The following is a 14024-nucleotide window of genomic DNA, read 5'->3' as shown; positions in this document are numbered from 1 at the left end:
ACAGGTAATCAAATTACACTTATTATGTGTACGATACCGTACATATAATATTTTGTGAACGATTAAGTACATTAATTATTATGGCTATGTTCTGCTAAATTGTTGCTATACTGTATATGAATACAGTTATTGAGGGTTGATCATGATCCCAGCACAATTTACAAAGCTTATAGCCGAGTTAGAACACTTAACAGATAGTCAAACCCGTTATGTTGAGAAGCTGCTGAAAGGCACTGATAGCGTCTCACAGTTGATAACAGAGCTTGAGGAGCGGATGGTTGAAAACCCTGAATGTCCGCACTGCCATAGCTCACTGATCAATCGGCACGGCAAGGTAAACAAGATGCAGCGTTATCGCTGCAAGAACTGCGGCAAAACCTTTGTAGCGACAACGGCGACACCGCTAGCTCGACTGAGGTACAAAGAGCTTTGGTTAGAATATATTCGCTGTATGCTGGACAGTAAGCCATTGCGTAAATGTGCCGAAGAATGTGGCCTCCACCTTGAAACATCGTTCAGGTGGCGGCACCGATTCTTGGCGCTACCATCAGCACTGAAAGCGAGCAAATTAGAAGGCATTATCGAGGCAGACGAAACACTTTTTCCCTACTCAGAGAAAGGCTCAAAACGGATGACTCGTCAGCCCCGTAAAAGAGGGGTGAAAGCGAAAAAACGAGGGCGTTCAAAGGATGATTGGGTGCCAGTTTTAACGGTCAGAGACCGAGCTAAGAGTACGTATGAAGCCGTTGTGCCAAGTGTTACATCGGAAGCTTTGCATCAGGAGCTAGCAGGAAAATTAGAGAAAGACAGTGTGTTGTGTAGTGATGGCTATAAGCCCTACATAGCTCTTTCTGAGAAAAATGATTTAATACACAAGCGCTTAGATGTGGCAGGAGGAATTAAGGTGATAGATAAAGTCTTTCACATTCAAAATGTTAACGCCTATCACAGCCGTCTGAAAGCGTGGATAAAACGGTTTAACGGAGTAGCCACAAAATACTTGGAACACTACCTGGGTTGGTTCAGGTTTATGGATAATCCAGAAAACCTTAACGAAAACAGGCTCTTTTCGATTCAACAACAGTTAATCCGAACATAGCCTAACGAAAAGAACAAGTCAAAACAACAAGAACTTAAAGAACAACTAAATAGCTTTTATGGTCCAATGAAAGCACTGAGACAAGAGTCCGTTATCTTATATGATTTGTTCGCTTTAAAAGAAAAACGGAAGCTTTTAGATGATGGGAAATATTTTAGAACTCTGAGATATCTTGCAGAAAATGGTAGGGACTCATTTTCGGAAAGAGATCAAAAACTATTAGACCTAATTCTTGAAGTCGGAGATAAACAACTATCTCTTATTGAGTCTGAAACTTGCGCTATGTTGGCACCTCACCTTGCAAGTGTATTTGGTCGTTTAGCCGCTCACATAAGGATTTTAAAACTAGCTGCGGAGGGGTGTTAATTTGCACCCTAAAGGCGCCACCCATTTGCGGCGTAATGGAGCCACCTGAACATGCTCTTTTTGCCCTCAAACAAGTTGATTATTGACCGCTTTTTGGAGCGAGTCCAGTTTTGTTGTTTTTGATGTTGTTTTCAGGTCTTAATTTTCGATAGCTTTCCCCTTCTAATATTAGTCGATAGGCATTGTGGCGAAGTCGGTCAAGTGTGGCCGCGCCAAGTAGTTTATTCGGGAAGGCATCTCCCCATTCTGTAAAGTCTAAGTTGCTGGTAATAATGGTGGCGTGTTGTTCATAACGCTCATCAATTAAGTCGTGCAGGTCTTCGTCTTGTGGCGATTTCAATGGCTTTAAACCGAAGTCGTCAATGATGAGAAGCGGTACTTTAGCTAAGGTTTGGAAGCGCTTTTCATAGCTGTTGGTGGCGCGTGCGGCATACAGATTTGCCAGTAGTTTGGCTTGGGTAAAGAACAGTACATCCACGCCTTTTTGCACCGCGCAGTGCCCGATGGCTTGCGCTAAATGACTTTTACCGGTGCCACATGGCCCTGCTATTAATACAGGCACTTTTTCATCAATAAAGCCGCAGGTTGCCAGCTCTTGCACATAGGCGCGATTCAGTGTGGGGTTGGTGCTTAAGTCGAAGCTCTCTAGTGTTTTATTGGATTTGAAGCCTGCACGGCGCAGCCGTGTAGCGTATTTCTTTTGGTCTCGCCTTGCCACTTCATCTTGCACGAGTAAGGCTAAGAACTCAGGATACGTCATTTGGTGTTCAATGGCTTCGCGGTTACGCTGGGCCAGTGAATCCGTCATGCCTGATAGGCGTAGTTGTTTGAGTAAGGGTGATAATTCTGGAATAGGGTTAATCATGGTTGTTCCTTTTTTTAATGTGGGATGAGTTTGTTAGGGTCGCGATTGAAGCGACCTTTACCGGTATAACTGTCGCTTAAACTATCAAACGCATTGGTTTCATGGGGCAGCTCATCTAAGCCTTTTTCGAGTATCTGTTTAATGGCGCTGTAGCGCACATTGTCGAAGGTTAACGCACGGCAACAGGCCCTTTCTAAGCGAGTAGGCCCATAGCGTTTGGCGAAGCCGACCACACCTTGTGCTGCGCGCAGGTTATCTAGCACGCGACTCGCAAACAATCTTTCAACAAACAGATGGCAGTATTCCCCGACCTTCTTTGCTTGGGTTAAACAGTATTGAGGATCTTGCATGTTGTAGGCTTGCGCCGCAGGTGGTTGATGCTCTGGCACCGTTGAACGACCGCCTTGGTGGCGTAATCTACCGTGAGTAGCTTTGAGTTCGTGTTGCTGATAAATACGCACGGTGGAATCGCCCGCGCGTATCCATACCGTTTGGCGAATGAGTGTATAAGGCACCGAGTAACGGCAGAGTTCGAACTGTACATGCCCATCACCGTGGACTTTTGCTTGCGCCCATACTGCTTCCTCCGGGGGCACTTCAGGCAAGGGCTTAAGTAATTCCTGTTCAACTTCTTTGAACTGCGTTAAAGGGTAAAGACGCGTCGTACCGTGCTTGCGGTTACCCGCCACACTCACCAGCCACTCTTTTAATTGTGCATTGGCATCGCTTAAACTGCGGAACTCCTTCAGTGGCACGAAGGCATTCTTGATGTACTTCACATTGGATTCAACACGCCCTTTCTTTTGCGGGTCGCGCACCGGACATGGCGCAATTAAGAAACCATAACCTTCCGCGCATTCAGCATAAGCACGCTGTACATCGGGGTCGTGATAACACGCTTTCGTGATGGCACATTTTGGATTGTCGATTACCACGCGCTTGGGTACACCGTTGAACCACTCAAACGCACGGCGATGGCAAGATAGCCATGTGGCAACACTTTGGTCCCAGATAAATTCACCGTACATATGGCGACTCCACGCTAGCGTCATCACAAACACCCATGTTTTACGCAGCTCGCCTGTGCGGGTATCCACCATCAACGGACCAGACCCGAAGTCCACTTGCACCGCATCACCAGGGTCGAACTCCATCACTGTCGAGACCTTGCCTGGCTCACTGGCAATCACACTTTTGATATAACGATTTACCGCCCAATAGCTTCCTGTGAAACCATAACTGTCTACCAGCTTTTGATGGATAGTGCTGCCTTGCACGCCGCTTTCAATCCACTTGTTGACCTTCCCAGCATGGGGTAACACGGAAGACACGCTAGATGATGGTGTATGCACGGTAACATTTAGCACGGTCGCCAATTGGGCGTTGTCAGGCAAGGGATTGAGTTTATCTAACCAGCCATGCTCAAGTGCGGTATCCCTCAACTTCTGTGCCTTTTTGCGTCCCATTAACCCGCTTTGGGCAATAGCACGATTAGATTCACCCATTCGCATCCGAACGAGTATTTGTCGATATTGGTACATTTCAAACCTCTTGTTTGCCATGCGCATCTCCTTGTCTAAAAAGTAGACATAAAGATACGCTATTTACAATGAAGTTTGAGGGTAAAAAGGGTGACTAAAGTGGCGCCATTAACCGCAAATCAGGTGGCGCCATTAGGTGCAAATTAGGTGGCGCCATTACGCCGCAAGTGTAATGGCTCCATAGCGGTGCAAATTAACAAGGGGCAGCTTATAGGTTTTAGTAAAGAAGTAGAAGGCATCGTTTTCCCTCTAGAGATTGATGGAGCACTAGAGTCTCAAATACGAAAAATTCAGGATAATTATGAGGAGTTAAGCTACCCTCTCGGAGAACAGAGAAAAGACCAACCTATTGAACGTAAGTCATATCAAACTGCAACAATCAATTATTACAACAGCTCAAGTAAAGAATATATTAGCTCGACAAGGTCTATTAGTTTAAATTCACTCTATAGCAAATTCAGAAACTCAGGTAGTTTTCGAGGAGGAATACCAAGAGGTGGATTAATCTTAGATGCGGGCTGTGGTTCTGGTAGAGATACTAGATATTTTATTCAACATGGGTATCGAGTAGTTTCCTTTGACGCGTCTGAAGAAATGGTGCGAAGCTGTTTATCATACCCATTTTCTTACTGTATCGAACACTCATTTGAGCAGATTGACTATTTGGAAGAATTTGATGCGGTTTGGGCTTGTGCAAGCCTGTTACACCTCAAAGAGGCTGACTTGAAACTTGCCATGGAGCGCTTGTACAACGCATTGGTGCCGAATGGTGTTATATATTTTTCACTTAAAAATAGGCCAGAACATGAGGGCAAAGATTCGGATTCGCGACAATTCTTTTACTATGAGCAAGCATCTATAGAGAGCCTTTGCGAAGAGCTTGGACTCAAAAAAGTGGAAATTTGGGAAAACACAACTAGAAAGCAAAATGATACAAGTACTTGGGTAAACTACATTTATGAAAAAGTTAAAGTTTATGAAGGAGCGTTACCGCCAGCAATTAAAGTAAGCTAGAGCAACCGAGCGGTATAAAATAGACATAGGTTATGTCGCTTTTAATAAGTATACTGAGTAGTCATTTAATCATTGTTCTTTAAAGCACGAATACTCTCCAATAATTTGTTCAGGTCTTCCCAAATAGTGAAATGAGTAAAACTCAACCTTAAAGTATTTTCCAGTAGCTTTCCTTTAAGCTCAATAGCCGATAATACGTGTGATGGCTCGATTTGTTTCGAAGAACAAGCAGAGCCCTGTGCTATAGCAATAGAGTCATCGGTCATTCTGAACAAAGATGGGATATCGAGTTCTGGAAAGGATATTGAAACAATACTATCGAGAATGTTGGTGTTGTTACCATTAACCTTGAAATCAATATTCATTGCCGTTAAGTGTTCTATAAACTGATATTTTAACTTAGCTTCTTTTAGTTTTTCATAGTACCTAGGAAAAGCGTCTACAGATGCTGCAAACCCATCAATTAATGGTGAAGCTACGGTACCGCCTCGCAAACCATTTTCTTGTCCAGCTCCATGGACAACAGGTGTCAGGTAACGGGTTCTAAGGTCTCGAATATAAATAGCCCCAATGCCTTTTGGACCCCCTATCTTATGGGCAGAGAAAGACATTACATCTACATTTAGCTCATCAACATCTATATCTACTTTACAAAAGCTTTGTGCGGCATCCGAATGAAAAAGAATGCCTTTCTTGAAACACAACTCACCAATATCACCGATAGGGTTAATTGTACCTAACTCGTTATTTACATGCATTATGGAGACTAACGCAGTATCGTCCTGCAATACCTTAGCTAATTCGTCAGCTTGTATCACGCCATCTGCATTCGGCTTTACGTAACTAATTCGATAGCCATGAAATTTAGCAAGGTAGTTACAAATAGCCAACACGCATTTGTGTTCAATTTGAGAAGTAACAATATGTTTTTTGTGTTTCAGTGCAGGGTTATCTAAAAGTAGGCTTTTAAAGGCAATATTATTTGACTCAGTAGCACCACTTGTAAAAACGACTTCACTACTAAGCGCTCCAATTTTATCAGCAATAACATCTCGAGCACTTTCAATTACTTCAGAGGCATCTAGACCTAATTTATGAGAGGCGGTTGAGTTACCATATAATTCGCGAAAAGACTTGTCTAAGGCGACTTGCACTTCAGGTAGTACAGGATATGAAGCAGCTGAATCTAAGTAAATCAATATCGTCTCCGCAATACTTCTTATTAGTGAGTTTAATTTTTAGTATGTTGGTAGATTGTACTTCAAAACTTAATCGTAGATAAGAACGATTCTGCAGTATATTGTAAGTGCTTGATGAAACTGTAAGAGCATAAACGTGCATTTTTCAAAATGGTCACTGCACGGTCACGAGCAATAAAAACAAAAATTGTGACCAATATGGCCAACACTCAAAAAAAGGAGGAATGGCGCACCTGGCGCGATTCGAACGCGCGACCTACGGCTTCGGAGGCCGTTACTCTATCCAGCTGAGCTACAGGTGCGTAGCGGTTTACAACAAATTTTAACAAAAATTTCGACCAAAACACGACAAAATGTTATTGACCGTTTGCCCCGTGACCACTTTTTGCTAAGACTGTCGGCTTCGGAGGCCGACACTCTATCCAGCTGAGCTACAGGTGCATTAAAGACGTTTGCAGACATTAATGTATGTTAATAATCACACGTTGCAAACGAGGCGTATGATACTTAGGGCTACGGCGAGCATCAACTAATTTGTTCTTTTCTTTTTATTTTACCAAAGCCCAATTGTTAAAAATCCTTACTTTTTATAGGTAATTGGATTCTAATAGTTGTTCAACCGCCAATTACCGTTATAATCTGGCGTGTTATATTTTAAACAAATTCATCATTGCCTGGAGACAGATGTGAAATTAAAGACTTGGTTAACTGTTGCTGCTACAGCGCTTACTGTTTTTGCAGCACAAGCACAAGAAATGAGTAACGATGAAATTGCAGATCGTATTAAACCACTAGGTAAAGTGCATGTTGCAGGTGCAGCAGCACAAGGCGACGCTGCTGCGGCAGGCGGAGCAAAATCTGGTGAAGACATTTACAATTCTGCTTGCGTTGCGTGTCACAGCGCAGGCGTTCTTGGCGCACCCAAATTACAGGTAGCAGCAGATTGGCAACCACGCCTTGATGAACGCGGCTTAGACGGCGTTTGGCAAAATGCTATCAACGGCATCAACGCTATGCCTCCAATGGGTACTTGTGGCAACTGTTCAGAAGACGATATTAAAGCCGCTATCGAGTATATGATCGAAGGAATTTAAACTAGTCTGCTTTAGTTTAAGTTGTTTGAAAAATTAGCGTTTTTTCAGTGGATGAGGTAAGTTATTCCGCTACATAAAATGTTAGTTTTATATTGGCGAGTGGAATGTCATCAAATTCGACACAATCTGAGCTGTCTGAAGAAGAACTGCGGGAACTCATACCGCAGCTTCAACAGCTTACAGATAAGTACAAGCGCGCTGAACGTGTTCAGAAAGCGCTTTTTGACATTTCCGAACTCGCCAGTTCAGTTAGTAATCTAAACCATCTCTACACGTCTATTCATGAAATCATTGGCGATTTTATGAACGCGGACAATTTCTTCGTAGCCTTTTACGACCCCGAAAGCAATGTTGTCGACTTTTCTTATTTCGTTGATGAATTTGACGAACAAACGGTTCGCCAGCTTCCCGCGGAATCGTTAATGGACGGCATGACCGGCTATATTCTTAAAACGGGTAATCACCTTTTTTACAAGCGTGACGAAGAGCAATCTCTTTCCAAAGAATTAGGGTTTAAACTTGTTGGCTCTCCGCCTTTTGAACTGCTAGGCGTACCACTTAAACGTGGAAGCCAAGTTATAGGGGCTATGGTAGTTCAAACCTACGATGAAGGTGTTCACTACACGCAAGAAGACCTTGAGGTTCTGTTGTTTGTGTCTCAACACATTGTAACCACTGTAGATAGAGTTAAAAACAGAGAGCTTACTGAACGCACTATTCGTGATCGCACGCGACAGTTGAGACGAACTAACGACGATTTACAAGAAGAAATCCTTGAACGCCAAAAAGTAGAATCGCTACAGCAGGCGTTATTTGAAATATCAGAGTTAGCGGCCAACCTTGAAGGCGATATGAATGTCTTCTATTCAAGTCTGCATGAAATTCTCGCCAGGCTTATTAGTGCGCCAAACTGTTACATCGCTATTGTAGATAGAGAGCAGAACAAACTAGAGTTTCCTTACTTCAGTGATACTAATCAGGCCAGTATAAATTCAAGGCCAATGAGTCGTGGTTTAACTGAGTTTGTGCTTCGCACTGGTCAAGCGGAATTAATAAACCCGCCTCGCGTTTTACAATTGGCTGAAAGCGGTGAATTAGACGTTACCGTTGCTCAGAAAATGCTTAAGAGTGCTAACTCTTGGCTGGGCTCACCGCTAGTTGTAGATGGCGATATTGCCGGTGTAATCGCAGTACAAACTTATGGTAAGCACGCCAAATATACTGCGAGAGACCAAGAACTTTTGCGCTTTGTTTCGCACCATATTGCTGTGGCTATGGAACGCAAGAGCAACACCGAGGCAATTCAAAAGTATAATCTTCAGTTAGAAGAGCGAGTAAAAGAACGCACTGCTGAATTAAACCGCGCTAACAGCTTTTTACAGCAGCAAATTGATGAACGTAAAGAAATCGAATTAAAGCTTATTCACGACGCTCATCACGACTCTCTTACCGACTTACCCAACCGAGCCATGTTTACTAGCCGCTTAGAATTAGCCGTTGCTAGCAAGCAGCGTTATAGCGAAAACATGTTTGCGGTACTATTTATCGATTTAGACCGCTTTAAAGTAATTAACGATACATTAGGCCACCACGCTGGCGATGAATTTTTAATTGAAGTGTCGAAACGCATTGCGCTTTGCATTCGCGGCCATGATTTATTGGCCCGCTTAGGCGGTGATGAGTTCGTTGTCTTATTGGATAACTTTGAAGACAGTAGCGATGTAGAAGAAGTAGCTCGTCGCATTATTTCGTCTATTTCAGAGCCGTTTTTACTGGATGGTCGAGAAATGTACTCTGGAGCAAGTATTGGTATTGCTCACATTCAAAGTTACTACAATGCCGCTGATGAAGTGTTGCGCGATGCAGATGCCGCCATGTATCAAGCAAAAACACTGGGCCGTGGGCGCTTTGTAATGTTCGATAAGAGCATGCGTGAAAGGTTAATTGAAGAGCTTGAGCTAGAGAATGAGTTTAGACGAGCACTTAGAGACGAGGAATTTGATTACTTTTTACAGCCGGTAGTCAATCTTGGGGATAAAACCACTCTGTATAGAGAAATGTATATTCGCTGGTCTCATCCCACTTACGGGAAAATTGCGCGAGAGCAATTTAGGCAAGTTGCAGAACACAGCGGGCTAACGATTGATTTGGATCTCTTTCAGCTGACAAAAGCGTGCGAATTAATTAAGCGTTATGAGTCTACCGATACTCCTATAGAGCGCATTGCTGTAAACGTTTCAATCAATCATCTATTACAGCCCTCTATGGTCAATCGAATGACCGAAGTTATTGCAGAGCAAGGCGTTAAAGCCAAGCAATTGGTGTTTGAATTCGATGAAAATGATTTAAATCGTCGCTCGCAGTTTATACTCCCAGCCATTAAAAAGCTTAAGCGCGCTGGTGTCACCTTGGTATTAGATAACTTTGGTAGCGGCTTAGCCTCTCTTAGCTATTTATTTGCCTACCCTTTCGACTTTATTAAAATTGATCATCGATTTGTTAAATCCCTACCTCGATCACAACGTAACCTAAAACTTATTCAGTCTGTCATGCTGATTTCTGAGCACTTAAAATTCAGTGTAATCGCTGAGGGCGTAGACGCTAAATCTCAGCTTGATGCTCTTAACGACATTGATTGTGTTTACGGACAAGGCAAAGCGCTTGAACGCGCAACTGTGCTGGACATGTCTAAGGTCACCGAGTAACTGCACACCCCAGTGCGCTTCGTAGTTAGTAAACATTCACTTTTTTATTTTTTACCTAATATATCCCGTAAATTTGCAATTCCTACCTGCGCTTTTTGTTGGCGCTCTTCTTTTGTCGCTTTTGGTTTTTGATTTTCCCACTGGATATCGTCTGGGGGCAATTCAAATAAGAATCGACTTGGCTCGGGCTGAATAACTTCACCAAACTGCCTGCGCTCTTTTGCCAAACTAAAGATAAGCTCTCGTTGCGCTCGGGTTATCCCTACGTAAGCTAAACGGCGCTCTTCCTCTACATTATCTTCATCGACACTGCTTTGGTGAGGTAGTAAGCCCTCTTCCATACCCACTAAAAATACAATGGGGAACTCAAGGCCCTTAGACGCGTGTAGCGTCATGAGTTGAACTTGGTCGCTTTCACCGTCTTCTTCTCCCCGCTCCATCATGTCGCGAAGTATTAAGCGATTTACCACTTCATTTAGCGTCATGGGGCTGTCGAGATCGTTCCCCTCTAACATATCGTTCACCCAACCAAACAGTGTACTTACGTTAGCCATCGCCATTTCCGCAGCTTTAGGACTTGCGCTAGTTTCGTATAACCACTCTTCGTACCCCATGGTACGGATCATACTTCTCACTGCCTCTACCGTATTTCCACGCTCAGCGTTATCAGACAATTCAACAATCCAGCGCGCAAAGCCTGACACCGAATGAAATGCTTTATCCGGCAGCACACTATTTAAGTTATTGTGCGTAGCAGCTTCGAACATCGAAACCCCCAGGCTATTTGCAAAGTTACCCAGCTTTTCTAAGGTAGCTCTACCAATACCCCGCCCCGGCGTATTAATTACCCGCAGCAACGCATTATCATCGTCTTGGTTTACCAGCAGCCGTAGGTAAGCCATGATGTCTTTCACTTCAGTGCGACCGAAGAATGACATGCCCCCACTTATTTTGTAGGGAATACGGTTACTCATGAGTAACTTTTCAAACAAACGACTTTGGTGATTACCGCGATAAAGAATGGCGTAATCTTTAAACTTAGTACGGTTCATAAACTTATGCGCCAGCAGCTCGGCAACAACCCTCTCCGCTTCGTGCTCTTCGTTTTTTGCTTCAATCACTTTTAAAGGTTCGCCGTAATGAAGCTCAGAAAATAGGGTTTTATCGAATAAATGCGGATTGTTTTGAATGAGAATATTTGCACAGTGCAATATGCGTCCAGACGAACGATAGTTCTGCTGAAGTTTAATAACGTTTAGGCGCGGAAAATCTTTTTGCAATAGGTTTAGATTTTGAGGCTTCGCACCGCGCCATGAATAAATAGATTGGTCGTCGTCTCCCACCACGGTAAATCGAGAGCGCTCGCCTACCAACAGCTTCACTAATTCATACTGACTGGTGTTTGTATCTTGATATTCATCAACCAATAGATAGCGTATTTTATTTTGCCACTTTGTCCTTATCTCTTCGCTTGTTTTCAGCAATAAAGTGGGCAGCAATATAAGGTCGTCGAAGTCTAATGCGTTGTAAGCTTTAAGGTTATCTTGATAGCGCCGGTAGGCTTCTGCAAACTCTTTTTCTCCCGTGCTTGTGGCTTGTTTAAGGAGCATGTCGGGCAAAATAAGATCGTTCTTCCAATTAGAAATACAACTTTGCAGCAGTTTTAATTGGTCTTTGTCGCCGTCAAGTGTGTCGGCTGTAAGGTCAGTAAGCAGAGAAATGGAGTCTTTATCATCAAAGAGCGAGAACCCCGGCTTTAGGCCCAAATCTTTCACATGCGATTTAATAATGTTTAAACCTAACGTGTGAAATGTAGATACTTTTAACCCTCTTGCCTCGGGCTTTCCTAAGGTTTGAGCCACCCGCTCTTTCATTTCACGAGCAGCTTTGTTAGTAAACGTTACCGCCGCGATATAGCGTGCCGGCATATCGCAGTTGCGAACTAAATGGGCGATTTTATTTGTAATGACTCGTGTTTTACCGCTGCCTGCCCCTGCCAATACTAAACACGGGCCAGATACGTAGGTAACAGCAGATTCTTGAGCATCATTGAGTTTCATTGTGTTCCTAAAGCAGAGTTAATAGTCGTCGGTGACGAATAAATCACGTTGGTTTTGTCATCAGTCAAACGTAGTGCAAAGATACCTGTAAAAAGATACGCGTAATAAACGGCCTAGACCGGCTAGCTAATTTTGCGGTTCACGGTTTTCATTGCATGTCGTGTCGATACCGATAGAATAGAATGACTATTTTGAGCTGTGTATTATAAGGGAATTCCATGCTGGATCCGAAAAAACTAGAAGAGTTAGCGAAACAGATTGCAGATGCTGTACCGCCAGGCGTAAAAAATATGGCCGAAGGCGCAGAATCACGCGTAAAAACAGTACTTCAGTCGCAGCTGTCGAAACTCGATTTAGTCACACGCGAAGAATTTAATATTCAAAGCCAGGTGCTCATTAGAACACGTGAAAAACTGGATATGATGGAAGCGCGTATTACCGAGCTTGAAAGCCAGTTAAACGAAAAATAAATAATTCGCCGCTAGTCCGATGGTTATACAAAGACCAACTCTATGACTTTCCAAAAACGCAGTAAAACAGCCCTCGCGCTGTCTGCGTTTTATTAGTTGGTAATGCCTTACACATAATAAACCAGCTACTAAAACAGACACAAAGTATGGCCATGCGGCCCCTATCGCTAAACCAACGCACCACAGAATAGTAAGAGTAACTGCCTCTAAAAGCATAACTATAGTGACATCTTGCTTGCCAAATAGTATTGCAGAAGACTTCACTCCAATTTTAAGGTCGTCGTCTCTGTCTACCATGGCGTACATAGTATCGTAAGCAACTGTCCAAGTGAGGTTGGCTATAAACAACCACCAGCCATAGGCAGGTACAGTTTCTAATACCGCCATAAATGCCATGGGGATAGCCCACCCAAATGCGGCGCCCAAAACAGCCTGTGGCAAATGCGTGTAGCGTTTCATGAAGGGATATGAAGCAGCAAGTAACAGTGCCACCACAGATAGCGCTATGGTTTGCCAATTTAAAAACAGAACCAGGACAAACGCAATGGCAATGAGCAAAGCGAAAAGCTGCAACGCTTGTTTTGACGTCACCTCACCTGTAGCTAGGGGCCGAGCAGCGGTACGCTTTACACTTCCATCAACCTTTCTATCGGCATAGTCATTAATAACACACCCTGCACAGCGCATCACAATCACTCCCGCGATAAAAATAGCGGTAATACCGAGCGATGGTAACCCCTGTGAAGCAATAATTAATGCCCATAGAGTTGGCCAGAGTAAAAGGTAAAAGCCAATGGGCTTGTCTAAGCGCATTAAGCGAGCATATGCGCTCCAGTTATACTGTTTCATGTCCACTTCTCACTCATTAATGACCTACAAATATACGCCATTTGAGGCATAAACTGGCGACGGGGGCAGGAAAACTTCAGCCACTATTAGGTGGTGAGCTTCAAAAGTAAATACAGAACGTCTACCCCATAAGCTATGGCTAGTATCGCCTCCTAACTGGTTAGCTTGTGCCGACGACAGCTTACACACCTGAAATTCCGACCGTAAAAAACGTTTATCATTAAATAACCGCTTTCCTAAAGGTTCACGGCCTAGATTTGATAACTCGGCGTCTATAATGGCTTGGGGGATAACAGAGCGGGCAAACACCCAAGGACTGTCGTTATCGCACAAAAGGATTTCTCGTACTTGGTAAGAAATGGCCTGATGATGGGTCTCTTTGTTCCCTTGCAGTAGAGATAGCTCATTTTTGTGAGGGGTTAACACTTCTTGACCTAACAAGCGCAACGAGAAACTATGACAAAGCGACTGTACTCTATCTGTTAACGAGCCCGTATCTAACAGCCAATCTTTCAAGGTTGCATTGGGTATATTTGCGTCTTCTGGAGGCATCCAGTTAACAGCAAGGCCAACAGGGAATGTAGCGGTAAAGCTCACTTCAACACACTCTCTTTCTTAGTCTTTTTGCATGATAACATTTATTTATGCACTGTAATTGCCTTCAACGCTAAACTTTACATAGTTAGTAAGCGTAAGATGTTGTAGAACATAAACAAAGGGCTTTGTGCTATTCGCACCTTTGTAGTGGTGTACTACTTTTGC

Annotated in this window: 11 protein-coding genes and 1 tRNA gene; 5 read left to right on the top strand and 7 right to left on the bottom strand. The window is 43.5% G+C overall.

Features of this window, described 5'->3' with window-relative positions:
• Positions 1-142: 142 nt before the first annotated feature.
• A complete protein-coding gene (locus CW735_RS00415) occupies positions 143-1099 on the top strand; it encodes an IS1595 family transposase (RefSeq protein WP_157812624.1) in 957 nt (318 codons plus the stop codon).
• Positions 1100-1544: 445 nt separating this feature from the next.
• Here the strand turns inward: CW735_RS00415 and istB are convergent, their stop codons facing one another.
• Together istB and istA are read right to left on the bottom strand one after the other, a co-directional pair.
• Complete coding sequence (istB, locus tag CW735_RS00405; RefSeq protein WP_269529678.1) at positions 1545-2330, bottom strand: IS21-like element helper ATPase IstB; 786 nt, start codon at positions 2328-2330, stop codon at positions 1545-1547.
• A gap of 14 nt (positions 2331-2344) precedes the next feature.
• Complete coding sequence (gene istA / locus CW735_RS00400) at positions 2345-3871, bottom strand: IS21 family transposase (RefSeq protein WP_083595408.1); 1527 nt, start codon at positions 3869-3871, stop codon at positions 2345-2347.
• 147 nt (positions 3872-4018) lie between these two features.
• Here istA and CW735_RS00395 point away from each other — a divergent pair, with 147 nt between their 5' ends.
• Positions 4019-4885: a class I SAM-dependent DNA methyltransferase gene (locus CW735_RS00395; RefSeq protein WP_100970665.1), complete on the top strand. Its 867-nt coding sequence runs from the start codon at positions 4019-4021 to the stop codon at positions 4883-4885.
• Between the two features lie 65 nt (positions 4886-4950).
• Here the strand turns inward: CW735_RS00395 and CW735_RS00390 are convergent, their stop codons facing one another.
• A complete protein-coding gene (locus CW735_RS00390) occupies positions 4951-6084 on the bottom strand; it encodes a cysteine desulfurase family protein (protein ID WP_100970664.1) in 1134 nt (377 codons plus the stop codon).
• Between the two features lie 225 nt (positions 6085-6309).
• Positions 6310-6386: transfer RNA gene (locus tag CW735_RS00385), tRNA-Arg, on the bottom strand.
• 384 nt (positions 6387-6770) lie between these two features.
• Here CW735_RS00385 and CW735_RS00380 point away from each other — a divergent pair.
• Both CW735_RS00380 and CW735_RS00375 read left to right on the top strand, forming a co-directional pair.
• Positions 6771-7178 (top strand): c-type cytochrome, encoded by a 408-nt coding sequence (locus tag CW735_RS00380; protein WP_071978191.1) that lies wholly within the window; start codon positions 6771-6773, stop codon positions 7176-7178.
• Positions 7179-7282: 104 nt separating this feature from the next.
• On the top strand, positions 7283-9883 hold the full coding sequence (locus tag CW735_RS00375) for a sensor domain-containing phosphodiesterase (RefSeq protein WP_071978190.1): 2601 nt from the start codon (positions 7283-7285) through the stop codon (positions 9881-9883).
• A gap of 44 nt (positions 9884-9927) precedes the next feature.
• Here the strand turns inward: CW735_RS00375 and rep are convergent, their stop codons facing one another.
• Positions 9928-11943, bottom strand: a complete 2016-nt coding sequence (rep, locus tag CW735_RS00370; RefSeq protein WP_071978189.1) for a DNA helicase Rep — start codon at positions 11941-11943, stop codon at positions 9928-9930.
• Between the two features lie 218 nt (positions 11944-12161).
• Here rep and ubiK point away from each other — a divergent pair, with 218 nt between their 5' ends.
• Positions 12162-12413 carry a ubiquinone biosynthesis accessory factor UbiK gene (gene ubiK / locus CW735_RS00365; RefSeq protein ID WP_071978188.1) on the top strand — a complete coding sequence of 84 codons (252 nt, stop codon included), beginning with the start codon at positions 12162-12164 and terminating at the stop codon, positions 12411-12413.
• On the opposite strand, the gene ubiA is transcribed toward ubiK, so the two are convergent.
• A complete protein-coding gene (gene ubiA, locus CW735_RS00360) occupies positions 12399-13262 on the bottom strand; it encodes a 4-hydroxybenzoate octaprenyltransferase (RefSeq protein ID WP_071978187.1) in 864 nt (287 codons plus the stop codon). The genes ubiK and ubiA overlap by 15 nt on opposite strands.
• Before the next feature lie 24 nt (positions 13263-13286).
• Positions 13287-13859, bottom strand: coding sequence for a chorismate--pyruvate lyase family protein (locus tag CW735_RS00355; protein WP_083595130.1), 573 nt, complete (start codon positions 13857-13859; stop codon positions 13287-13289).
• Between the last annotated feature and the right edge of the window lie 165 nt (positions 13860-14024).

Origin of the sequence: Alteromonas sp. MB-3u-76, assembly GCF_002831605.1 — a bacterium.
GTDB lineage: Bacteria > Pseudomonadota > Gammaproteobacteria > Enterobacterales > Alteromonadaceae > Alteromonas > Alteromonas hispanica.
The sequence above is the reverse complement of the archived record's forward strand: the minus strand, read 5'-3'. Positions and strand labels throughout refer to the sequence as shown.